Source organism: Coprococcus sp. OM06-34AC (genome assembly GCF_003462545.1).
Taxonomy (GTDB): domain Bacteria; phylum Bacillota; class Clostridia; order Lachnospirales; family Lachnospiraceae; genus Coprococcus; species Coprococcus aceti.
The window spans coordinates 408,453-432,606 of record NZ_QTZF01000002.1; the positions used below are offsets into that span (position 1 = coordinate 408,453).

A 24,154-nucleotide genomic window follows, 5' to 3' on the forward strand; every position below is an offset into this window, starting at 1 on the left:
TTATTATGCTGGAAATAAAAAATATGACAACTACTTTGGGAGGGAACACAATTCTTCACAATTTAAACTGTAATTTTGAATCAGGAGTACACGGACTACTCGGTCCTAATGGTGCCGGCAAAACCACATTCATGAGATCCCTTATTGGGTTATATCCATCAGCTACCGGAAGCATTCTCCTGAACGGAGCAAATATACATTCTGTTGATATCGGGTATCTGCCTCAGAAATTTGGCCTTTTTCCCGGAATGACCGTAAGAGAATGTATGCGTTATATTGCATTTTCCAAGGGTATTTCATCATGTAGTCTTGATGAAGACATCGAATCAGTTATAGAAAGTGTCAATTTATCAAGTTATATTGACAAAAAGGCTCATACTCTGTCTGGCGGAATGGTGAGACGTGTTGGAATCGCCCAGGCTTTTCTTGGCAATCCCCCTATAATAATATGCGATGAACCGACAGCAGGTCTTGATCCTGAGGAAAGACTCAGATTCAGGGATCTTATAAAACAAACCAATTGTGATGACAAGATAATTATTATATCCACACACATCGTAGACGATGCGGAGTTTTTGTGTGATTATATAGAAATTATCGATCAAGGCTATATAATTGCAAAAGACACTACAGACGGAATCAAAACAGCCATGACCAGGCTTTTGGCTTCCCCTTCTATTGATACCTCAGAGCCTGCATCAGCTGATCCCACTTTGGAAGATGGATACATGTATATTCTTAAGTCTTACAGGAACGGAGTGTAACTATGGTGCAAAGAATACATAACTCACTATTTATATTGCGTAAGGGAATGATACTCTGTGTAATTTTAGCTGTTTTAGCTGCTATTACGGGCTTTATGATGATGAAACCCCTTGATCTGCAGGATAAAGAAAACGCACTGCAGCAGTGTTACTGCATAGCATATCCTGTGTGCGTTATGCTGCTATATACAATAACCTTTATGCCGTTTGTATATAGCCCAAGCCGGGAACTTTTTTACATAGCCCACAGAATAAAATGGGTAGAAACAATTATTCCATTTTTATACCTGTCTTTATTAATGTGTGCAATAACATCGTTGTTGTTCTTCAGGACAATTCTCTACCCAGAAAGATTTATAGCCAAAAATCTTATTATAATATATTGCTTCTGCGGTTTATATTACGGCACAGTATATACAGCGAAGAACATCACCATAGCCATCATTTTATCATTTACACTGATCATCCTGTCTCTTAGCGGAGGAAATCTCTTTAATGCTATCATACCATGGTATATTGATGTTCACTCAGTTAAGACTCTCGCCTCTTTTATGAAAGAATACATAATTTTAGGAAGTGCAGGCTGTATTCTGGGATTGTTCAGCAACCACAGATACTCAGATTACCAATAAATATATGCAACCTCTCTTTTTAAGCAATTTTAGGGAACCTCACAATAAATCTCGAACCTATATCCGCTCTGGATATTACCTGTATGGTGCCTCCGTGGGCATCCACGATCCATTTGGCGATGGACAGGCCAAGGCCCGAGCCCCCAGTCTCATTATTCCGGGCCTCGTCCGAGCGGTAGAATCTGTCAAATATGTGGGCCAGATCACCTGGATTCATTCCGGTTCCCTCGTCCTCTATCATATAACTGACATAACCGGGCTCCTCTTTTACACCGAGTATTATGGCCGTGCCGGGTTCAGAATACTTCGCCGCGTTCTGGACAAATATCCTGACGGACTGCTTGATCATCGCCACATCGCCGAGCACACACGCCTCATTCTCAGTGCCCCGGAACTCATATCTGTGGCTCTCGTCTATCATCATGGACTCCTCCCACACTTCACTTACCATGCGGTTGAGATCGGTTTTCTCCATGTTCAGGTGCTGCCTTCCACTGTCGCCCCTTGCAAGGAATAACAACTGTTCCACAAGCTCCTTCATGTGCTGGGATTCATTTTTCAGCGCCTCTATGGACTCTCCCAGAACCTGTTCATCCTCCTTCCCCCAACGGTCGAGCATATTCACATATCCCTGGATCACCGCGATAGGCGTCCTGAGCTCGTGGGAAGCATCCGACACGAATCTCATCTGACGTTTCTCATTCTCCTTCATATTCCTGAGCAGATTGTTGAGCGCGATCTCTATACTCTGAAGATCCTTGTCTCCGGTATGTATAACCTGCTCGTCGTCATCCGCGGACAGATGGGATATGGCTTTCTCCAGATCGTCTATCTTGTTGTGATCCATAGGCTCCTTGCTGAGTTTTTCCGCCGTCACCGCCAGATCATTCAGCGGTTTCAATCTTCTTCTGACATCCGCTGTCCTGAACAACGCAACAAACAATACTATAGTCTCCATCCCCAGCAATATAACGCCCGGAATCTCTATGATATCCCAAAGGATCTTAACGTCATATCTGTACTTCTTCTCATCTGACCCTTCTATTATATATTCATACGCTCCGCCATCTTCATTTTTCTCAACGTAATATCTCATTCCACCCACGCCCTGTGGCAGCTGTTTCCTGCCCCACACAGCAAATACACTTACAATAAGAAAGGCAATGACGATATCTATAAGTATCACATTGCCCAGTTCTTTGAGCCAGAAGCTCATGTTGATCCTTCTGGCTATCGATGACATTCTTTTGTTTTCGTTAGTTTTCTTTCCCATGTATTTTCTCTCTATCTATGCGTATCCGTGTCATGCGTTGCTGGCTTGTCACATATCTGTCTGCTCTGCTACGATATCCGGCTTGTCACATATCTATCTGCTCTATCCTGGCATCCAAAATGGTCATTCTTTGATAACATATCCGACACCTCTGACGGTGGTGATCAGCTTAACTCCAAATCTGTCATCTATCTTTGTTCTCAGATACCTCACATACACATCTATGATATTGGTCTCTCCCAGGTAATCATATCCGCACACCGCATTCAGCAGCTTTTCCCTGTCCATAACGATGTCCTTGTTTTCCATGAGCGTCCTGAGCAGCTCAAATTCCCTGTTTGTCAGCTCAACTATCTCGCCGCACACTGTAACCTCATGCCTGTCGGTGTCCATGCACACTCCACGGATCTCTATCCTGTGTGTGTGAACCTCCGCAACTCCGCGTCTCTTCAACGCAACCCTTATCCTGGCAAGCAGCTCCTCTATGGCAAATGGCTTGGTGAGATAATCGTCTGCACCGGCATCAAGACCAGATACCTTGTCCATGACCGCATCTCTCGCGGTCAGCATGATGACCGGCACATCACTCTCCTTGCGGATTCTTCGAAGCACCTCCAGACCGTTGAGTCCCGGAAGCATCACATCCAGCACCACGAGGTCGAAGCCACCGGACAGAGCTTTGTCCAACCCTGTTCTTCCATCAAATACCTTCTCCGCCTCGTATCCCTCATGCAGCAGCTCCAGCTCCACAAATCTTGCAATTTTCTCTTCATCCTCCACAATGAGAATCTTCTGTGCCATATCTTTTTCCTTTCTTTTATGACGGACGCTTGTTATTGACGTCGGACTTAAGGTTGTCTACTGAGTCGGCTACTTTGTCACATGCGCTATTAAGGTTTACGTTGATGTCACCAATTCCTTCAAAATGGTATCTGCACTCACAGAAGAGACCTACAACAAGAAGTGGAAGCACTACCCAGAATGCAAGTATGAGTGCGATCACAAGCACCAGAACCGGAACGTTTATCATGGTCTGGCCTCTGCGTTCTACTATGAATGTGCTATCCACACTCTTCTTTAACACCTTGCCGCACCATTTGAAAAATTTGTCCATCATCTGTCCAAACGTCACTTTATTGCAGTCATTTGTATATGTCTGCTGTGCCTGCTCGAACTCTGTTGATGTCTTCTGTTCCTCGCCTGTGGTAAAGCTCTCCACCTCAGGGGCTTTCACCTTATCAAGCTTCTCAAGATAAATGATCGCATCCAGCAGATCGTAATCGCATGCCTCAAGCGCATTCTTTGCATCCTCGTAACTTACGCCTGTTTTTTCTCTTAACCTTTCTACCTTTTCCAGTTTATCCATAATCTTTGCACCCTTTCTCATTATCTTAGTTTCATCGTCTTCCGATGATCTGTCATCTTTCTTATCGTTTGCTGCTGATATCATCAACTGATGTTATTACTATACCAACCGATGATTAATCTAAAATATGAGAAAGATTAAAATCAGGTTAATTTTATAATGAATAGAAGGATATGTCAAAGTTTGTTCCCCTTTTTATCTCGCTGCTATTTTTTACTATAAGTTAACTTATATTTATTTTATATTGTATTAAATTAGCTTTAAGTGTATAATTTGTTCAAAAGGAGGTTGATTACTATGTCCGATATAGAATTTGAAAGAAGAATGAATGACCAATTTGCAAAGAATCTTTTCTTTTTTCTTAATAAATATCAATATACTCAAGCTGCCTTTGCTAAGCAGATGAATGTCAGCACTGCAACTGTGTCAAATTGGTGTAACGGACTAAAGTCTCCCCGAATGGACAAAATTGACCACATGTGCGCTATTTTCAATTGCTCTAGGTCTGATCTTCTGGAAGAAAAAGATATCATAAGAAGCCAAAAGAAATCAGAGGCATATGCAATTCCTGTATTTGATTATATATCATGTGACAAAACATTTTGTTCAACCGAAAAGATTATTGATACAGAAGAAATACCCGAAAGTCTTGCTAAAACTGGCGAATTCTACGCTCTTAGAATAAAGGGGGATAGCATGGAACCCAAGATCAGCAGCGGCGACGTTGTAATTGTCCGTCAACAGGACGATGCAGACACAGGGGACACTGTTATTGCTACAATAGCTGGTGAAGACGCCGTGTGCAAACGCCTGAGAAAATATAAAGAAGGACTGGAACTGATTTCCACCAACCCCAGCTATGCACCGCTCTATTTTGACGATGAAACCATAAAAAATAAACCTGTCAAGATCATTGGTAAGGTAGTGGAGTTAAGGGCAAAATTTTAATGGATTGGAGTGATTATTATGCTTTTTTATGTATATGATGAGAATACTTCCTCGACTGTTCCTGTTGAGGTATCAGATATACCAGAGTTAAGCGAACAGGAACTTGAATTTATATATGATGATAAAGTCAGAAAAGTATGGCACTCACAGGAGGAGGAATGGTATTTTTCCATAATTGATGTAATTGACGTTTTGACCGATAGTTCCGACCCAAAACAATATGTAAAAAAGTTACGATCCCGCGACCCAGAATTATCAGCTAACTGGGGTACAATTTGTACCCCTATTCAAATGATAGCCGCTGATGGTAAAATGCGTAAAATCCAAGCAACCAACACACATGGGCTATTGAGAATTATCCAGTCCATTCCGTCAAAAAAGGCTGAGCCATTCAAGCAATGGCTGGCAATGGTAGGCAAACAACGTCTGGACGAGGAAGTTGATCCTCAGATTGCTATAGATCGTGCTATAGAATCATACCGCAACAAAGGATATTCTGAAGAATGGATAGCCCAGCGTATGCGTGGGATAGAGATTCGTAAAGATATGACCAATGAGTGGAGGCGTGCCGGAATTACCGATTCCAGACAGTATGCTTCTCTTACAAACATACTTACTGCCGCATGGTCAGGAAAAACAGTGAAAGAATATAAAAAGTTTAAAAGGCTGAAAAAATAAAATCTCAGAGACAATATGACTAACACAGAGCTTGTCCTGAATGCTCTTGCAGAGATATCGACAACAGAGATATCAAAGGCAACTAATCCTCAAGGTATAACCGAGGCCACAGATGTTACCATCCAAGGTGGCAATATTGCCAGAAATGCACGTGAATCCCTTGAAAAGCAGATAGGGCGCAGCATACTATCCCCATTAAACTCCAACACTCCCAAGCTGCTTGATGACAGCAAGGAAAAGTAATATAACCCGAATATGTCACAACTATAAAATGCGTATGAATCCTCAGACAACAGTCTCGGTTATTCATACGCATTTTTATCTTTTCCATATCACACCGTTCCCGCAGCAATCTTCGCCGTGGACTTCTTCACGCAGTAGAGACATGTCGGCAATATGTAGATGGTCGCGGTGACCCATGCCGTCTGATCAGCAAAGCAGATGGCCGTGAATCCAAATGTTCCGACAAATCCCAGGCTCACTATGATCCTGGCCGCCATCTCTGTAACACCTGAGAATATAGCCCGACCGGAATATCCAAGTCCCTGTGTCACCATACGCGCCACGTTCAGTATACCGAGACTCCAGTAGAAGAATCCCATACATCTGAGGTATTTCGCAGAGGCATCAAGTACGTCGACTGCGCTCTTCTTTACAAATATCATTGAGAGCGGCCTGCCAAAGAATATCATGATAAGTCCTGCTATCAATCCATATCCCACTGCGACTGCTATCGCCTGCCACAAGCCCTGTTTTATACGTTTTGCCTGTCCGGCGCCAAGGTTCTGGCTGCAGAACACAGATGCCGCCGTTGCAAATGCATCAAATGGACACATAGTGAACTGCTTTATCCTCATACCGGCTGTGAAGCCTGACACATACAAACTTCCCAGCTTGTTATTTGCAGACTGCATGACCATACTTCCTATGGCAGTTATGGAAAACTGCAGGCCTGTCGGAATTCCCATGACGAGAAGTTCCTTCACTGCAGATCCCTCTATCTCCCTGTCCTCCGCCTCAAGATGCATGATCTGAACCTTCTTGAAGATATATACAAGACACAATATTCCACTCACCGCCTGTGCCGTGATGGTTGCTATAGCCGCACCGGCGCAGTCCCATTTGAGGACAACTATGCAGAACAGGTCAAGGAATATGTTGAGTATTGCCGAGAACGCCAGAAACATGAACGGCGTTCTGCTGTCTCCCAGAGACCTGAGCACACTTGACAGATAGTTGTACATGAGTGTGAACGGAATTCCCAGGAATATAACTATAAGATAAGCATATGCCTTGTCATATATATCCTGAGGAACCGAAAGCAGATGAAGTATCTGATTACAGCACACCGAACATACAATCGTGACTATCAACGCTATGATGCCCGTCAGCACCGCGCCGTTAAATATATACTTTCTCATCTTGTGCAGATTATTTGCACCAAAATACTTTGCAACAGGAACACCAAATCCTGCGCAACAGCCCATACAGAATCCCAGAACCAGAAACTGTATACTGCTGCTTGCTCCAACTCCCGCCAGAGCCTTATCTCCCAGTATCTGCCCCACAATAGCCGCATCTATTATGTTGTACGTCTGCTGGAGCAGATTGCCGAGCAAGAGCGGGGTGGCAAACTGCAGCATCAGACTGAGGGGCTTACCGGAAACCATGGACTTAGCCATGTCTTACACCTTCCTTACATTATTGATAGGACAATGAGTTGCCAATTTTTTCTTTGAACACAGAGTTGCTATACATATCATTCGCTGGGTTGCTTCCGCTTATTTCGCCCTGCAGCGGTACTAAGGTGCCGCCTCACATCGCCACCTAAGAACCGGCGGGCTCAAATTCCCTGCTCACGATATGTATAGCAACTCTGTGTAACAACTTTATTGTGACAACTCACCTGTTAGATGAATAATAACTACGTATGTAAGTCGGTTTCAGACTTACTTTATGTTTATTATCCTTATCTCTTATAACAGTTTTCCAGCCAAAGCTTCGAGCGCTGCCACATCCGACTGCTTGAACGCGGACCTTATTGTCACATGCTCATCCACGATCTCTATATCCTTCATCGCTGCCATCTGCTCTTTCATGAGTTTCGCCGCCATTGGTGCCCATGAACCATTTTCAATGAAAGCGACCTTTCTCTTCTGGTATGCCTTCATCTTCAAGTGGTTGATGAAATCCGCCATGACAGGCATCACACCGCCATCATATGTTGGGGCTGCAAGCACAAGTCTGTCGTATCTGAATGCATCCTCTATACACTCTGCGATATCATCCCTTGAGAGGTCTGATATCGCAACCTTTGGCGCCCCCTTTGCCTCAAGTATCTCCGCCAGCTTCTTTGCCGCCTTCTCTGTGTTGCCGTGGAGACTGCAGTATGCGATGAAGATTCCCTCATCCTCAGGTGTGTAGGTTGACCACAGCTGATATTTGCCTATGTAATATTCAAGATTCTCTGTGAGTATAGGTCCGTGAAGTGCGCATATCTTCTGTATGTCAAGTCCTGCTGCCTTCTTGAGAAGTGCCTGTGCAGGCATTCCATACTTTCCAACTATATTGAAGTAATATCTTCTCGCCTCGCATGCCCAGTCCTCATCTGTATCCAATGTTCCAAACTTGCCAAATGCATCCGCTGAGAAGAGTATCTTCTCGCTCTGCTCATATGTGACCATGACCTCAGGCCAGTGAACCATAGGAGCCATAAAAAACTGAAGTGTATGGCTTCCAAGTGAGAGTGTCTGTCCCTCTGCAACGGTCACGCTTCTGTCTGCCACAGGAACCTCAAAGAAGTTTGGAAGCATTGCGAAAAGCTTTGCATTTGATACAATCTTGATATCCGGGTATTTTGCAAGCACATCACCAAGATTCGCCGAGTGATCAGGCTCCAGATGTGAGATTATGAGGTAGTCAGGCTGCCTGTCGCCAAGCACCTCTGCCACATTTGCAAACCACTGGTCTGCGCACTTTGCATCCACCATATCCATGATGGCTATCTTCTCATCCATGATGACATATGAGTTGTACGCTATTCCGTTTGGCACTATGTACTGATTCTCGAACAGGTCTATGTCCTTGTCATCCACACCTACGTAAAATACTGTGTCAGTTACATTCTTAAGCATTGTATATCCTCCTCTTGATCCTAAGTATCTAATATAAATAATCCACGTTGTGTCCACATGATAAAATGATCGTTGCGACAGTTGCACTTGTGCAGACTATCATAATGACAGTTAATTATAACATACTAAATGAAAATAGAGAATCAGCACATAAGACCTGATTCTCCATTTTTTGATATTTTTTTATCATTGTCTGCTTATCCTTCTCTGCATCTTCTCCTGATACATACTGTGATCCGCTTCCCTCACATACTCTTCAAGGGTTTTATCACCATCTGGGTCTGTTATAACATAGCCTATACTAAACTCCAATTCAAACGGAAGCTTCTCCTGCGCCGCTATCTCCCTGGCCTTCTCAAGTATCGCCGCCTTTCTTTCCTCAGGAGTCTCATCCTCATCGTATATAGATATGGATACGAACTCATCTCCGCCGTATCTAACCGGAATACTGCTTATTCCGCCGCCTCCCGCCACAGCTCTGGCTGCATTTCTTATAGCCTTATCGCCAAACTCATGACCGTATGTATCGTTTATATATTTAAGCCTGTCCATATCAGCAAACATTATGAGAAGTGCCCTGCCCTGGCCCGCAGCCTTGTCAAATGCCTTTGCGGCGATCTGTCTCATGCCTTCCCTGTTGTATATCTGGGTAAGCGGATCCTTTATGGATATTGCCGTAAGCTCCTGATTGATCTGCTCCAGCCTCCATTTATTGAACAGGTTTATCATGGCTACATTCACTTCGCTCATTACAGTTGACCAAAGCTGCTTATCCATGAGGTAATATCCATTTTCGACACAGCAGAACCCAACTGCCTTTTCTCCGAAATGAAATGGCGCAAATAAAAATATATTGCCGCCGGCTTCATCATCCAGAAGAGGAAACATACTGTGGTATGTATCGCTATCGCCATCCGCTATGCCCTGCCTGTACACGATCTGCATTCTATGAGGATAGCCCTTCACAGCAAATACATCCTCATCGTACGCCGCCGATAGTGTCGGGCCAGCTCCCCCCATCTCCACAAGGGATCTGTCGACAACCATAACGCATTTCTTACACTCTGCCTGTGAATATGCCGTCTGTACACATGGATAAAGGCCACTGTAATCACCACATTTGCTGAGCAAATGCGTGAAGTCAAGTGTGCTCTCATCTATCTCCTCGCGTTCCACAACTCCCATTATATAATTCTTCAGGTACTGTCTGCCGTTCAGCATAGCATCCGTGCCACAGCCACAACTCTCCGTAAATATACAATTATAATCTATATAAGAGCTGGTATCCGGATTGTTTCCCGCCCAGATATTCAGCATGATCTCTGCAGCCGCAGCTCCGATCTTCTCACGGATCCTGCTCACCGTTGTTATGCGCGGCGTATAGTACGCTGCTTTATCAAAGTTGTCAAATCCCGTAACCTTAAAATCATTTGGCACTGAAAGTCCAAGTGCTTCAGCTCTGTTGCACACACCCACCGCCAGGTTGTCATTTGAACAGATTATTACATCCGGAAGAATCTTCTTCACTATCTCCCGTTCTTCCAGCCTTCTCTCATCCATCTCCTCATTATTCGAAGCCTCGGCATCCGGAGCAGAATCCGCAAAACTGCCACTGGTTATCTCACCGTACACCTCCGCAGGTCCACCGTAATCCGGTCCGTCCTTCTCATGTTTTATACACGTATGTCCATGTGCTCTGAGCAGCTCCTCGAATCCCGTCACGCCATCATTAAAACCAAAATCTCCAAACAGGACATCCTCATCCTCAACCTTGAGTCCATACACATCCATACAATCGCAGAATGCACGGCATCTCTCCTGAGCCTCATAGTTGTCCTTCGGTCCGGCAAGATACCACACCTTCTTCGCACCATGTTCCTCTATCATATGCCGAGTCATGTCATACATGGCATCATAATTGTCTATACCCACAAAATGCAGACCGTCAAAAGCAGTCTCGAGGCTTATAGCCGGAACTCCGCTCTTCCTTATCCTGTCCAGCAGTTCCGCCGTGACTTCCGGATATTTGATATTGTTGACAGATATTATGATCCCATCAAAGTCTGTCAGCTCCGGAAGATTGTATATATTGTATTCTCCATAGCTGTAACCGTCGTCCCTGTTCCAATTGCCGTTGCTGTTGAATATGTACAAATTAACATCAGCCCTGGCTTCCTTTATCTTCTGCATAAATCCCAGCGGCCAGGCGTAGGTGAAATACCTCTTCCAGCCATCCATGAACAATGCTACTTTTTTCATACCTTACCTCCTGACCTCCTGACCAATCAGAACAACCCGTCCTGTCCCCCATCTGTAAATTTGCCAAATATATTAAAAGGGCGCATCTGTATATATTATACACAGACCCGCCCAACCAAAACATATCCAAATGTATCAAAAACATGTACTTTACTATCAGAAACCACGGGGACGGAGGGGACAGGCACCTCCGTCCCCTCTGTCCCCCATAATTTACTTAAGTGGATAGTCGTCATGCGCCGGCTTGTAATCACGTATAGTCTTAAGTGCCGGCAGAGCATGTCCGTCATAATCAAAAAGTGCCTGATTTGCCCATTCATTTCCGCATGGTCCAGACTCCTCTATGTATGACAGAGCACCTTCCGTAGCCCAGCCGCTTCCCGGTACTGGTATCCAGCCTGCCTCCCAATAATAAAAGCCATCGCCACCAGGAACATCATCTATCAGTTTCATTATGTCGTTCATAAATTCCGCCTGTCCCTCAGGTGTCATAGGGTAGTCAAGATTCTCCACCAGTGAAGGCTTTGTGGCATAGCCCTTTCTATCGTCAGGTCCCAGTTTCTCATATTCTGCGTAGTCCTCCATGGTAAATCCCATGGAAACCTCAGCGATAACTATCTTTTTGCCATATCTAACCGCCATATCTCGCATATTTGCCTCTAGCTCCTTCATGGTTCCATGCCAGAACGGATAATACGACATTCCGATTATATCAAAATCTTCTCCTCTTTCCATGTAGTGGTCAAACCAATCCACATACATAGGATTGTTGCCGCCATTGTCGAGATGTATCATGACCGGAATATCAGAGTCAACCGATCTGACCGCCCTTATTCCTGCGCTCACAAACTTCGCGATATTGTCATACTCCGGCTTCTGTCCCAGCGGCCACATCAGTCCGTTTGTAAGCTCGTTTCCAACCTGAACAAGCTGAGGGAGAACGCCCGCAGCCTTCATCTCTAAAAGAGTCTCCCTTGTGTAGTCGTACACAGCCTGCTCAAGCTGATCCGCATCCATGCCTCTCCACGCCTTCGGCACCCTCTGCTTGCCCGGGTCAGCCCAGAAATCACTGTAGTGATAATCAAGCAGAATGCTCATTCCATGATCCATAGCGCGCTTCGCGAGTTTTTTGTATACCTCAAGGTCATTTGTGCCCGCACCATAAGGTACGCCGTCCTCCGTGTACGGATCATTCCACAGACGAAGTCTCACAGAATTCACACCATAGTTCTTAAGTATGTCAAATATATCTCCCTGCACACCATTGTCATAATATTTCGCCCCCAGCTCTTCAACCTCGACAACAGCGGAGAGATCCACGCCCTTTATATAATCTGCCATATTTTTGTCTCCTTCACCTGCATTTATTTTACTGCCTGTTATAACCAAGAACAGCCGCCGAAGAAAAATGTTCTGCATACCCCTGATGTACCAGTTCATCTTCATCTGTCGGCGGCCTTCTATCAAGATGACATCTGTCACCTAGTCGTCAAATGTAATCCTGTCATACATTCTTCCATATTTTATTCTGATGAGCTCGTTCTTTGCCAGAACGTCCTCCTCTGGTCCAACATACTGACAACGGATACAGTAGTATTCCTTCTTGTCCTTATCATAGAACATATCTATATCCAGATCTCTCATAAAACACATTGGACATCTGTAATTTAATTTGCCTTTTCCAGACTGAGCCATGTTGAAAATACCTCCTTATCCTTAAGTGTCTTTGTAAACCCGAGAGTGAACATTGGCGAGAACGCATATCCCTCTTTGAAATATCCTGTTGCATCGCTGCCAGATGCTCCCATGGCAGCCTTTGTCTCGATCGCAGGTATAACTGCTGACACCTCATCGGCGCCTGCGAGATCCTCTTCTCTGCACTTGTACTCATATGTGAGTGACTTGCTCTCTGAAGCATTCTTTGCTGTGAGAGTGATTCCTGTCATGTCCTCTGGGTACTCTGTTGTACCGTAGCATGCCACCATGTACTCATTGATCTCAACCTCTGCATCAGGGTTGCTCATCTCGAGGATAGTTCTTTCATGTCTTATCTTGGATGAACCCTCCTCAAAATATATCTTTGTCTGAAGTTTAACTGTCAGATCGTAGAACTCGATGTCAACCGGGTCAAGTGTAAGGATTCTTGTGCTTCCCTCCTGCGAGAATGTTGCCTTTGTTCTGCACAGACAGAGGTCGACCTCCTCACCCTTGTAGCTGATCTTGGCACTTCTTACAGTACCCTCTCCAGCATAGTGTGTGAAATATCCTGCTCTGTACTTCTCCTGGATCAGGAATGGATATGAAGCATCCTGAACATGTGGAGTTCCGATACCTACAGGCCAGTTGAGCTTTGCAGCGTATGGTCTGAGGTCAACGATCGCACCGCCCTGATCCATGTTGATCTGGGCTCTCATGTATGGATCGCAGTACCAGAATATCTGCTTGTCTGATCCGTACAGTATATCCTTCCAAAGAGCACACTCAGGCTCCTCGTATGTCTTGTTCTCTCTGTAGAAGTCAGCAAATTCAGCCATTGTCATGTCGATACATTTGCCTTCCTTCTTCAGGTCGCCATAATACTTCATTCCATCCTCGTAGCTCTTCTTGAGCAGCTCGTATGGAGCCTCCCAGCGTCCCATCTTGTTCAGCCAGCCTGGTCCAACGAACATCATGTTGTATGAATATCCATTGTTGAACTTAGCCAGATGACGATACTGGTCGATCAGGTTGTACAGATATGGGTACTCCCATGTCTTGCTGTCATAGATCATTCCACGGAGAACGTTCTGTGGATGTGTACCAAAGTTAGAACCATTTCCATCATAGCATGCCAGCAGATCTCTTGAAAGATGCGGGATGGCAACGATTCCGCTGTCCTCAGCCTCATTTGCTGCAGGTGCATGTGTGTTCTGCTTTGAAGGTATCCACGGATTCCATGGGCCGCCATCAAACAGTGTGTACCATGAGTTGTTACATGTGTGGTAAGCCTTAGGGCCCTCCTCCCAGCATGTTGCAACTGCACACTTGACTGATGGATACTTCTCCTTGATGTAGTTTGTAAGCTCAGCATCCATATAGTATGAACCTGTAGACACTGGATAAAAGCCAAATATATCATGGAACTTTCCAAATACGTCATCGACGATATTCTTCTTGTCCTCCATAGAGAACATCCAGATACAGAAGTCCTTGGTCTTGTACTTCTCTCTGAACTCTGTGCAGGGAAGTCCGAGAAGTGAGAGCGCTATCTCATCTCCATACTTCTCATGATGCTCCTTGGCGAGTGATACAGCCTCCTCGTTAAAAAGGCTGGCATATGTCATCTGAATAGTAGTCTTGAGTCCGTTCTTGTGAGCTGTCTCCTGCTGGAACTTGAATATGTCCAGTGACTCTGTGAGGAGAGCTTTTCTTCCGATATCCTCTGCCTGACCATGGCCTGTAACCTTCTCGGCATACTCAGGAACCATCTCAGGACGATGGATAATGTTTACAATAAATGTATTCTCCATATCTTAAATCTCCTATTTCGTATATGTTGTAACCTTTTGATCTAAAGATAATCGTCCCCAAATAAGCGACAATATCCTCATTTTTCATCCTGTCTGCCCTATTTTAGGGCTAATTATAGCAGGCATCCGCACCACCATCCATATGTGGTCCATCCGGCAACGCAGACACCTGCCCAAAATAAATTTTCTCATTTCTCTCAGACCGTCCGCCTTAACCCTTTACAGAACCGCCAGTTACACCCTCTACATAGTACTTCTGCATTATGACGAACAATATTGAGATAGGGATAGCTACCACGATACCGCCGGCGCAGAATACTGAGAAGTATTTGTTGACGAGTGATTTTTCAAGCATATTGTAAAGACCTATAGCTACTGTCCAGTCCTTCGAAACTCCTGAGTTGAGCATAAGCTTTGCGAATACAAAATCGCCCCAAGGTATAAGGAATGAACTGATTACCTGATACACCACGATTGGCTTACACAGAGGAAGGATTACCTTCGTAAATATCTTCGCCTCCGAAGCACCCTCAAGTCTGGCAGCCTCCTTAAGTGACATAGGTATTGTGTCCATGAATCCCTTCATGATGAGGAATCCAAGTCCTGATCCTGCTGAGTAAACTATGATCATACCGAAATGGCTGTTTGTAAGTCCCAGCATCTTCAGGATAAAGTAAATTGCTATCATGAGAAGTGGGCCAGGGAACATGTTCAGTATCAGTGACGCACTCATGATCTGTTTTCTGCCGTTGAATCTCAGGCAGCTCATCGCATAGCTGACCATAATTACAAATATAGTAGAGATGATACATGTAAATACTGCAATAATAAGTGTATTCTTGAACCATGACACATACTGCACAACCGAGTCAGGTCTTGTAATCAGCTGAACAAAATTGTCCATAGACCAGCTCGTTGGGAAGAAATGCGCTGTATTGATTCCCTTATATCCGCTGAATGAAGTGACAATCAGCCAGATGATCGGAACCAGCCAGATAACTGCGAGGACAAGTAATACGATATGTTTAACGATTGAACCTATTGTTTTCTTCATTACTGGTACTCCTCCTCTTTATCTCCTGCAATCATTCTTGAGAATGATATAAGTGTAAATGCTGCACATATGATAAATACTATGATACCGATAACAGATGCCATCTTGTAGTCGTAGTATTCATTTGTAAGTCTGAACAGCCATGTAACAAGAAGGTCAACTTCCTTCGCATGCGAATTGGCGAGAGCCTGATTCTGTGTGACGAATACATCCTGTGTGAGCAGGTAGATTACGTTGAAGTTGTTGATGTTCTTTACAAAGTCTGTTATAAGTGCCGGGCCCTGGATGAACAGGATATATGGCATTGTGATCTTCCAGAACACCTGGAAATTTGTTGCTCCATCGATCTTTGCACTCTCGATCTGATCTGTAGGTATGTTCATCAGAACGCCTGTTGCGATCAGCATCTGGTATGGAACACCGACCCAGATATTGATGAGAATGATCATTACCTTTGCCCAGTGAGGATCAGTCAGGAACGGTATATATGTAAGATGCTCACCGACAAGTCCTGCATGCTTAAGCAGGTCTGTGATACCGATATTTGAGCAGATAGTGTTCACAATACCGGAATCAGCGAAGAAGTTTCTAACCAAAAGCAGTGTTACGAACTGTGGAACTGCTATTGATATGATGAAAAGTGTTCTCCACATCTTTGGCAGCTTGGTTGTCTTGGAATTGATCGCCTTGGCAAGAAGGATACCGCCTATGAATGTGGTAAATGTCGCCATGACCGCCCATACAAGTGTCCAGCCAAGAACCTTTCTGAATGAATATCCAAATGTTACTGTCATGCTGTTTGAGAACAGGCTTGCAAAGTTCTTGAAGCCCACCCATGTAAACAGTGAGTTTGGTGGAAGGTGCTGCTGATCATAATTGGTAAATGCCACTGCAATAAGTATCAGTATTGGCAGAATATTCATTATGACTACACCAATTGTCGGAAGTGTGAGAAGTGTTATGTGGAACTTCTCGTTGAAGAGTGACTTCATATCTTCCTTGAATGTATTTATATGTTCTCCATTTTCCTTCATCTGCTGAAGCTTGTACACTGTCTTGATATTGTGAATGTAGAAAAGCACGAATATAAGAATGATGAACAACGCAACCACCGAATTGAGAAGGATCTGGAAAGAATTGTCGTAATTATTAGTAGTTGTCTGCATGGTGAGTGGATCAAATACCTGCTCAAACTTTACAGTTCCAAGAGTTCCAAATTTGGCAAGGTTTGGTGCCGCATAGCCTACGCACATCAACACAAACGCAGCCTCAACGATGAGCATGATCAAACCATTGACGATCTGCTTTCTTGCGAAGTAACCTGCACCCATGATAACCGCTGAGAGCTTAACCCATATATCACCTTTTGCAAAAGCAACACCAAAATTCTTGAAATATCTTCCTATGGCTTTAAAGAATCCTGATATTTTCTTCATGAAAAAGCTCCTCTCTTTTTAAAATGCCCCATATGCCACGAATGACATATGAGGCATTCTCATTATAACTTATAAATATTATTCAAAGTACTTCTTATTTAAAATTACTCCTGTGATACAGGTGCCTCAATTCCTTCTACAGCGTTGTCGAGAAGCTTCTGAAGATCTGTTCCGTCCGGATTACCCTGAGCAAGGATTGAACCAAGTGTCTCTGCTGGTGTCCAGTAGTTACCGCCTACACGCTGTGGTGTTGCATATGCTGCCTGAGCTGCAAGAGCTGATATAGCTGGATTAGCCTTAACTTCCTCTGACTCTGAAGCGTTGATGTTTGAAGGACCAAGACCTCTCTGCTTAAATCTTGTAACCTGTGTATCCTCTGATGTAAGATACTCAGCAAGAAGCATTGACCAGCCTACGTTCTTTGAATGTGGGTTTACACCGATAAGCTTGCAGCCTGAGAATGATGCCATCTGAACCTGCTTGCCTGCAACTGTGTATGTAGGGAGCTTAGCTGCTGCATAGTTCTCGCCCCATGCTGCCTCAGCGTCTGCTGCTCTCCATGTTCCGTTAACTGCTGCACAGATCGTACCCTCAGCGATTGCTGTTGCCTGTGTAGGATCATCCATATCTACAAATACGCCTGTCTTAAAGAGATCAAGAATTGCCTGAGCTACGTCTGTACCGCCTGCCTGATTCCAAGTACATGTATTTGTAAGTCCGTCATCGTTAAGTGTAAGGTCAAGACCTGCGCCCTGGAAGAATGAGTATACATACCATGCATCTGATACGTTCATAGCGATCTTCTTGTTTGCCTTCTTTGCTGCCTCGATCATGGCATCCATCGACTGAACATCATCCTCTGTGAATACTGATGAATCATAGAACATGAAGTATCCGTTGTCTGCTGTCATTGGATATGCATATAATGTTCCATCAACAGAAGCTGCCTCTATAGAAGCTGCCACATTCTCGTTTGCAACATCAAAAGTGTATGTAGCCTGTACCGGCTGAAGTGCACCAGCCTTAACCAGCTCATTGATCTGATCATCAGCAAATGCGAATACATCAGGAGCAGCCTCAACGTCTACCAGGATATCATCCTTTGCCTTTGACTCAGACTCGGCTCCGAGTGTGATGTTGAAGTCAACATCTGAATACTTTTTCTTGAATTCTTCAATAACCTGTGTTGTGAGATCCTGATCTTCCTCAGAAGCCCATACCGAAAGATCTACAGTTCCTGTTGTTGCATCAATTAAGTTCTGAATTGCATCATCTGATGCTGCAGCCTGTGTTGTGCTGTCGCCAGCAGCTGCTGTTGTTCCTTCGTCCTTCGAATCTGCGTTGCCACATCCCGCAAGGCATCCTGCCATCATCGCAGCAACAAGTGTTAATGATAAAACTTTCTTTCTCATTCTTATGTCCTCCTCTTTAAATAAATAACAAGAAAATTAGTTGCTCTTTTTGTTTCCCGTGCGCAATCGGTTGTTCTTTATGGTTATATATTATCAGTTCTGTTTATTGTTGTCAACTACTAATTCATATAACTTTCAAAATAAAAAAAATATACATTTTGCACAAGTCACTTTGTTTGGAAACGTTTCCATGTTCGTTATATTTTGCGCACCCGTTTGCGTTGCACACTATATATGGTAATATTTGTTAATCATCTGCTATCCCATATGTAAGATTTTCATGTTTCATTTCCTTTTCCAGCCATTATTACACTCATTTAGGCCGTTTTTTCATTACTTTTCTCTTTGTTACACCATAGAATATTGCTATAACAGCAATATTCTATGGTGTATTTTCATGCCCGTCGCGCATCATTTTTTTGCGCATGTTGCGCATATTCTGGCTCTTTTCACATAAAAACAGGGCGTCAGCCAAACACTGACGCCCCTCTGGGAAGGATATATAACTATGAATTACTTCGTTGACTCTTTTAATCTGAGTTCATAACCCAGATGTGTCTTCTTCTTAACTTCGTTGCCCTCTATAAAATCCACCAGCAGTTTACATGCTACCATTCCAAGCTCACGCGGATCAAACTGGAGCGATGTGATCGCAGGCTGGTAATTGTTCAGAAGTGAGCTGTTGTAGAATGACGCAACTCTCACATCAGTTGGCACCTTTATGCCCTTCTTATCCAATATATTAAGTACATTCTGGCATATTCCATCATCCATACACAGTATGCATTCTGCTTTCTGCTTCATTATCTCTTCAATGGCATGTTCACATAATACTGAATTATCTATATCAAAGTATACCAGGCTGTTATCTACCGGTACCTCCATATCCTCCATCGCATCAAGATATCCTCTATACCTGTTGAGGGTTACCACATGATTCTTATTACCACCCATGAGGGCTACCTTAGTCATTCCTTTGGCAAGCAGTATAGATGTAAGCTCACGGCATGCACTTCTGTGATCATGATCAACCTGGACAACATTGTCATCATCCATACTTCCAACCACAACAAATGGTATCTTTTTTTCCTTGAGATATTCTGCCGGGGCATCATTCACAAGAGTTCTTCCAAGTACAACCCCATCCACCTTATGATTCTCAACAATTCTCTCCAGCTGGCTCATATCATCCGGTGACACTGTACACACAAGCACATCATAATCCACTGGCGCAGCCATCTCCAGCAATCCCATCAGGCACTTCTGAAAGAATGGCAGATCCACCACGCTGTAGTCGCTCGGCATGACCCACCCTATATTATAGGATTTTGACTGTGCCAGCCCCTTCGCTATAACGCTTGGCTTATAATTATGCTCCTCTATATACTCGAGAACTCTCCGCCTTGTCTCGGCACCGATCCTTCCCTTTCCGGAAATCGCTCTCGATACTGTAGTCTTAGATATATTTAACGCCTCAGCCACATCAGAAATGGTCATCTTCTGGCCTGACTCTTTTGTCTCCATATTCAAGTCTCCTTTTGTTCAGCACGTATCACCGCATTTGCGCAACGCTCCATGCGCAATCGGTTGCCCTTAATATTATCATAGCTTTTTTTGTGCACAAGTCAAGAATTTTTTGATTTTTACCATGTCAAGTTGGCTATTTTGTCAAAAAGAACAAAGATATTTTTTTATTTGTGCAATTATATCTTACTTTGATGCCCACAGATCCCTGAGAGCCTGCTGCAAATAAGAGAAATCCACAGATGGCACATCCGGATTCAGTCTGCCCTCTTTCCTGCACACATCATATAATCTTATTCCAAGAGATGCCACATCCCGTCTGTCCTCCGCAAACAGACTTGCATACAGCATGTCAAATTCAACCAGAGCTTTAAGGTCACCTGACCAACCCGATGCAAGCCAGGCTATATCAGCCGTCTTGTCATCTCCAAGTGCTTTAACGCTCTCAACCAGTTGACTATATTTGCTGTTGACAGTTCCATTCTTCATACCCTGCCAGTGAAAAAGTGCAGTCTCAGACACACCGAGAGCACTAGCTATAGCCGGAATGTGCCGCACTGTCGGAAGCCTCTCCTCATTCTCCCACTTGTAATATAGCCCTTCTGTTATCTTATGATTCTCCGGCAGGAGCTTATTTATCTCCGCAACCATATACTTTACCGTATACTTCGAAGATCTGCTGTTTTTGCGGATATCCCGCATATTGAAGCCTATCGTATCTACCATTTCTGTAGAATCCGACACCCCCTTTTTTGTTCTCCTTCTATTCATCTCTCTCCTCCATTGTATACATTTATACAGATTGTACAATTTTGTATCCATAAATATCCTACCACTTATCGCGTTAAAGTGCTACATTTTTATCCATACAAAAACAAAGGAGATCATTATGACAGACTTAAACAATGCCGAAACACAAACCGATGCCCCCTGTTCCGCCATCAATTATTGTAACCTCAACGGATACGAACTCACCGCAGAAGAGAAGATAATCTTTCTTAGTTCCTATGTATCCCGCATTGACAACGAGACAGTGTATCAGCCCGCAACCAGGGAATTTGTCCAGAATTTCAATGTAGATGCAGCCATCAGCATAATAAACAATTATGCCACAGCAGACTCATTTTTCAGAAGAATGACAGGTTCATTTCCGTATATCAAAAACTCGCAGCGTTTTTCATCCCCGGATATATATTTTCTTCTATTGGAGTTAAAACTGTACATCAACGAGAGACGGCGCGTAATAGCAAAAAATAATTCAGCGGACACGCTCTCTATCATTGAACAATACAAAAACCGTTACTCGTTCAACCAGTCAGCCACCCAGAAAATGGAAGCCCTGCACAGCATAAAAGGTTTCGCACATCCATCTTTCTTTGTGCCGGAAACCGTACTGTACATAAACGAAAACTCTATCCTGTACGTACACTCAGCTTTGCGCTATATCGATATGCTTCTCGAATACATGCAGCGGAATGACAATTCTATAGATTATGAAATTTATTCTTTTTTTCAAAACTTCAAATCCATGTTATTCAACAACGAGCACGACACAACGCCAACATATATAATCGACCAGTCAAGAGATTATATCTATAGCATTCTCGGAAATAGTAAAAGAAAATCTAAGATGACTGACATATGCAAATACGCAGCCTTCGTGGAAAGTCTCACAGAACTCGGTAACGCCATAAGTGCATCCAATATGAAACTCTAAATCCCCCCCTGTTTTTCAGAACATAAAAACAGCCCGTCGTTTATGCGACAGGCTGTTAAGAAGGGGGGAGTGGAGGATTCCTATGTTTTGGGGTTTGGGGTTATGGGGTTACATTACATCGTATAAAGGGATTTCTACGAATTTCGTGCTAAGGGAACCCTCCGTCTATCAAAATATAAGTGATTGTCTTTTTATAACCAGAAGGCTTGTTGATCACAACTCATCTCCTTGTTATGCCCATATACTATCAAAACACTTTGAAATTGTAAATACGCAAAAATTTATAAAACGAAGGCTTTTTTTTGTGGTAATTTATCAACAGTTGCGCATTTCAATAGTTTTTAGAAGATTTTTGAATGCAAAATGATTGTTTTATTCACGTTTGAACGGTTTATTGTTCATTATGATCACTTTTCGCAACAATAAATTTCAGATTATCGTGCAAAGCTGTCAAATTCGTTTGACTGTTGGCGAAGATCGGAGTGTTGTAATATAATAGTAAGAAGTCAATGATCTCGGAGGACATGCTATGAATGAAAACGATATTCTAAAGGGGCGGTTAAAGGATCTGGCAAATGCCGCCTTCCGCCAGAACAGATATACATATACTAATTTTCTGAGTGCTGCAGACATGGAAGTATTTTACAGCAATCTTGAACAGTTGTCATTTGCAGGATATACCATCTTTGGAGGCAGGGAATCCTGCGACCGCGTTATGATCGCCTTTGGAAATGAAGCCGACTGCGGCTACGCACCGGCTTTTCCCATCTGCACCATGAAGGTTTCCGCTGTTTCGGACAAATTCTCAGACGATCTGAACCACAGGGATTTCCTTGGGGCACTTATGAATCTTGGCATTGAGAGGGAGATGGTGGGCGATATACTGATCACCGAATCCACTCATTCTGGCAAGCACAACAATGCCTATATATTCTGTGTGGACACTGTTGCCGATTATATCGCTGAAAATCTGACAAAGATAAGGCACACAAATGTAAAATGTACTTTTTGCAGCACCCAGGATACTGATGAGATACAGATAAAAAAGGAACCTCTGCACATAATCGCAGCATCTGCAAGAGCGGACGCAGTGACCGCCACAATAACAGGCCTTTCAAGAAGCAGCACATCCCTGTTGTTCAGGGAAAAGAAATTTTCACTAAACAACAGGTTGTACGAAAACAGCAGCTACCAGTTAAAACCGGGCGACGTATTTTCAATACGTGGATATGGCAAATATGAATTTGTCGAGACAGGCAGCGCAACCCGGAAGGGCAGACTGAACATAGAATTACTCAGATATATTTGATCTTCTAACAACTAGCAATTGATCAGTTCACTGTAGTATCTTTTCACATCAGCGCGTCTTGTTGCGCTGATGTGTATACTTTTACCATTTGTCAGTATCATTTCATGAGCCGTGCATCTGCTCACATGATCCGGATTTACAAGATAGGATTCATGTGGTCTGATAAATCCCCCGTAGCCCACCTTCATGCGCTTTTCCATCTCGCCAATACTTCCATAAAAAACATATTTTTGTTCCGTTGTGACCAGATTTATGCGACGCAGTTCGCTTTCAAAATACATTATGCTCCGGGTATCTACACTGTATCTCACCCTTCCGGATACAAATGTGAATCTTCTCTCATCCCGGCTCCCCTCAACCGCCATCGTCATCACCTTTTTGAAATTTGCCGCATTAACAGGTTCATACAGAATATAACACGGTTGGATATCATACAATCTCCGGTTTATTCCTGCTGCTATCATCACGAGACTACCTACCCTGCGGTCTTTTTTCAAGACATCGGCCACATCCCAGGAACGATACACCACCACTACATCGTAAATTCCTTCAAGATCCATGTCGACCATGATCGCATGCACATTGTCATAATATCTCACAGCGCACACACATCCCGCATCTCTCTGCCATATACCCATGTACTCCTGCAACAACGGGCTCATTACTTTCTCCTCACTGTACACAGCAATCTTCAGCATATCTCCCTCCAAAGCTGCAGAAGCTTCCGCTCCTGTTCATCCCGGATAACGATTTCCTCCCTCGGAGTCACATCCTCCTCCATCACATCGATATCCCATATGAAATAATCACATGTGCGGTTAAGCACCCTCGACAGCAGCACCAGCCGCTTCAGGCTCGGCAGACTTCCGCCATTTTCAAGACGGCTTATATATTTGCCATCTGCATAGATAAGATACCCCAGCTCCTTCTGTGTGAGGTTCATAGACTTGCGGGCATCCTTTATTCTCTGCCCAATAATAACACTGTTCAATTTTTTCTCCTCCCTATCCGTCCCCGTGGACAACAATATTACTTTACAATAAAATTACAAAATAAAAAACCGCATCCCATGCGGACTTTCCACATAAGATGCGATTTTTAGTACACTTATTTACTAAATATTTCGAAAAACTTTATTT

Annotated in this window: 23 protein-coding genes; 7 read left to right on the forward strand and 16 right to left on the reverse strand. The window is 43.7% G+C overall.

Annotated elements, in window-relative coordinates:
• Positions 1-5: 5 nt before the first annotated feature.
• Positions 6-764, forward strand: coding sequence for an ATP-binding cassette domain-containing protein (locus DXB91_RS05025; RefSeq protein WP_022217041.1), 759 nt, complete (start codon positions 6-8; stop codon positions 762-764).
• Between the two features lie 2 nt (positions 765-766).
• On the forward strand, positions 767-1,396 hold the full coding sequence (locus DXB91_RS05030; RefSeq protein WP_118016973.1) for a hypothetical protein: 630 nt from the start codon (positions 767-769) through the stop codon (positions 1,394-1,396).
• A 19-nt stretch (positions 1,397-1,415) separates the two neighbouring features.
• Here the strand turns inward: DXB91_RS05030 and DXB91_RS05035 are convergent, their stop codons facing one another.
• The 3 genes from DXB91_RS05035 to DXB91_RS05045 all read right to left on the reverse strand — a co-directional run bounded on the left by DXB91_RS05035 (position 1,416) and on the right by DXB91_RS05045 (position 4,035).
• The gene (locus DXB91_RS05035) at positions 1,416-2,669 is read right to left on the reverse strand and encodes a sensor histidine kinase (RefSeq protein WP_118016974.1); all 1,254 of its coding nucleotides are present in this window, start codon (positions 2,667-2,669) and stop codon (positions 1,416-1,418) included.
• A 123-nt stretch (positions 2,670-2,792) separates the two neighbouring features.
• Positions 2,793-3,470 (reverse strand): response regulator transcription factor, encoded by a 678-nt coding sequence (locus DXB91_RS05040; RefSeq protein WP_055222256.1) that lies wholly within the window; start codon positions 3,468-3,470, stop codon positions 2,793-2,795.
• Positions 3,471-3,486: 16 nt separating this feature from the next.
• On the reverse strand, positions 3,487-4,035 hold the full coding sequence (locus DXB91_RS05045; RefSeq protein ID WP_243003520.1) for a DUF4342 domain-containing protein: 549 nt from the start codon (positions 4,033-4,035) through the stop codon (positions 3,487-3,489).
• A gap of 297 nt (positions 4,036-4,332) precedes the next feature.
• On the opposite strand from DXB91_RS05045, the gene DXB91_RS05050 reads away from it, so the two are divergent.
• The 3 genes from DXB91_RS05050 to DXB91_RS14400 are packed head-to-tail and all read left to right on the forward strand — an operon-like array spanning position 4,333 to position 5,904.
• A complete protein-coding gene (locus tag DXB91_RS05050; protein WP_187115862.1) occupies positions 4,333-4,983 on the forward strand; it encodes a LexA family protein in 651 nt (216 codons plus the stop codon).
• 18 nt (positions 4,984-5,001) lie between these two features.
• A complete protein-coding gene (locus DXB91_RS05055) occupies positions 5,002-5,661 on the forward strand; it encodes a BRO-N domain-containing protein (RefSeq protein WP_243003521.1) in 660 nt (219 codons plus the stop codon).
• Positions 5,662-5,676: 15 nt separating this feature from the next.
• Complete coding sequence (locus DXB91_RS14400) at positions 5,677-5,904, forward strand: hypothetical protein (protein ID WP_243003522.1); 228 nt, start codon at positions 5,677-5,679, stop codon at positions 5,902-5,904.
• A gap of 89 nt (positions 5,905-5,993) precedes the next feature.
• Here the strand turns inward: DXB91_RS14400 and DXB91_RS05060 are convergent, their stop codons facing one another.
• The 11 genes from DXB91_RS05060 to DXB91_RS05110 form a co-directional block, all read right to left on the reverse strand.
• The gene (locus tag DXB91_RS05060; RefSeq protein WP_118016976.1) at positions 5,994-7,343 is read right to left on the reverse strand and encodes an MATE family efflux transporter; all 1,350 of its coding nucleotides are present in this window, start codon (positions 7,341-7,343) and stop codon (positions 5,994-5,996) included.
• Between the two features lie 294 nt (positions 7,344-7,637).
• On the reverse strand, positions 7,638-8,795 hold the full coding sequence (locus DXB91_RS05065) for an FprA family A-type flavoprotein (protein WP_118016977.1): 1,158 nt from the start codon (positions 8,793-8,795) through the stop codon (positions 7,638-7,640).
• A 186-nt stretch (positions 8,796-8,981) separates the two neighbouring features.
• On the reverse strand, positions 8,982-11,054 hold the full coding sequence (locus tag DXB91_RS05070; protein WP_118016978.1) for a diguanylate cyclase: 2,073 nt from the start codon (positions 11,052-11,054) through the stop codon (positions 8,982-8,984).
• A gap of 213 nt (positions 11,055-11,267) precedes the next feature.
• Entirely contained in the window at positions 11,268-12,395 is a 1,128-nt protein-coding gene (locus DXB91_RS05075; protein ID WP_118017093.1) for a glycoside hydrolase family 53 protein, read from the reverse strand.
• A 141-nt stretch (positions 12,396-12,536) separates the two neighbouring features.
• Positions 12,537-12,749 carry a hypothetical protein gene (locus tag DXB91_RS05080; protein ID WP_015534553.1) on the reverse strand — a complete coding sequence of 71 codons (213 nt, stop codon included), beginning with the start codon at positions 12,747-12,749 and terminating at the stop codon, positions 12,537-12,539.
• Positions 12,722-14,563, reverse strand: a complete 1,842-nt coding sequence (locus DXB91_RS05085) for a hypothetical protein (RefSeq protein WP_117550081.1) — start codon at positions 14,561-14,563, stop codon at positions 12,722-12,724. The genes DXB91_RS05080 and DXB91_RS05085 overlap by 28 nt, the downstream gene beginning before the upstream one ends.
• A 211-nt stretch (positions 14,564-14,774) precedes the next feature.
• Positions 14,775-15,617 (reverse strand): sugar ABC transporter permease, encoded by an 843-nt coding sequence (locus DXB91_RS05090; RefSeq protein WP_118016979.1) that lies wholly within the window; start codon positions 15,615-15,617, stop codon positions 14,775-14,777.
• Positions 15,617-17,053 carry a carbohydrate ABC transporter permease gene (locus tag DXB91_RS05095; protein WP_117550077.1) on the reverse strand — a complete coding sequence of 479 codons (1,437 nt, stop codon included), beginning with the start codon at positions 17,051-17,053 and terminating at the stop codon, positions 15,617-15,619. Before DXB91_RS05095 ends, DXB91_RS05090 begins: the two co-directional genes overlap by 1 nt.
• 104 nt (positions 17,054-17,157) lie before the next feature.
• Positions 17,158-18,465: an extracellular solute-binding protein gene (locus DXB91_RS05100; RefSeq protein ID WP_117550075.1), complete on the reverse strand. Its 1,308-nt coding sequence runs from the start codon at positions 18,463-18,465 to the stop codon at positions 17,158-17,160.
• Positions 18,466-18,978: 513 nt separating this feature from the next.
• Complete coding sequence (locus DXB91_RS05105; RefSeq protein ID WP_022217055.1) at positions 18,979-19,989, reverse strand: LacI family DNA-binding transcriptional regulator; 1,011 nt, start codon at positions 19,987-19,989, stop codon at positions 18,979-18,981.
• A 186-nt stretch (positions 19,990-20,175) separates the two neighbouring features.
• A complete protein-coding gene (locus DXB91_RS05110; RefSeq protein ID WP_117550073.1) occupies positions 20,176-20,760 on the reverse strand; it encodes a helix-turn-helix domain-containing protein in 585 nt (194 codons plus the stop codon).
• Between the two features lie 118 nt (positions 20,761-20,878).
• On the opposite strand from DXB91_RS05110, the gene DXB91_RS05115 reads away from it, so the two are divergent.
• Both DXB91_RS05115 and DXB91_RS05125 read left to right on the forward strand, forming a co-directional pair.
• Positions 20,879-21,706 (forward strand): hypothetical protein, encoded by an 828-nt coding sequence (locus DXB91_RS05115; protein WP_015534547.1) that lies wholly within the window; start codon positions 20,879-20,881, stop codon positions 21,704-21,706.
• A gap of 529 nt (positions 21,707-22,235) precedes the next feature.
• The gene (locus tag DXB91_RS05125; RefSeq protein WP_117550071.1) at positions 22,236-23,015 is read left to right on the forward strand and encodes a YlmH/Sll1252 family protein; all 780 of its coding nucleotides are present in this window, start codon (positions 22,236-22,238) and stop codon (positions 23,013-23,015) included.
• A gap of 11 nt (positions 23,016-23,026) precedes the next feature.
• Here DXB91_RS05125 and DXB91_RS05130 read toward each other — a convergent pair whose 3' ends face one another.
• Complete coding sequence (locus DXB91_RS05130) at positions 23,027-23,713, reverse strand: LytTR family transcriptional regulator DNA-binding domain-containing protein (RefSeq protein ID WP_055272066.1); 687 nt, start codon at positions 23,711-23,713, stop codon at positions 23,027-23,029.
• Positions 23,707-24,006: a helix-turn-helix domain-containing protein gene (locus DXB91_RS05135; protein WP_022215971.1), complete on the reverse strand. Its 300-nt coding sequence runs from the start codon at positions 24,004-24,006 to the stop codon at positions 23,707-23,709. The genes DXB91_RS05130 and DXB91_RS05135 overlap by 7 nt, the downstream gene beginning before the upstream one ends.
• Positions 24,007-24,154 lie beyond the last annotated feature (148 nt).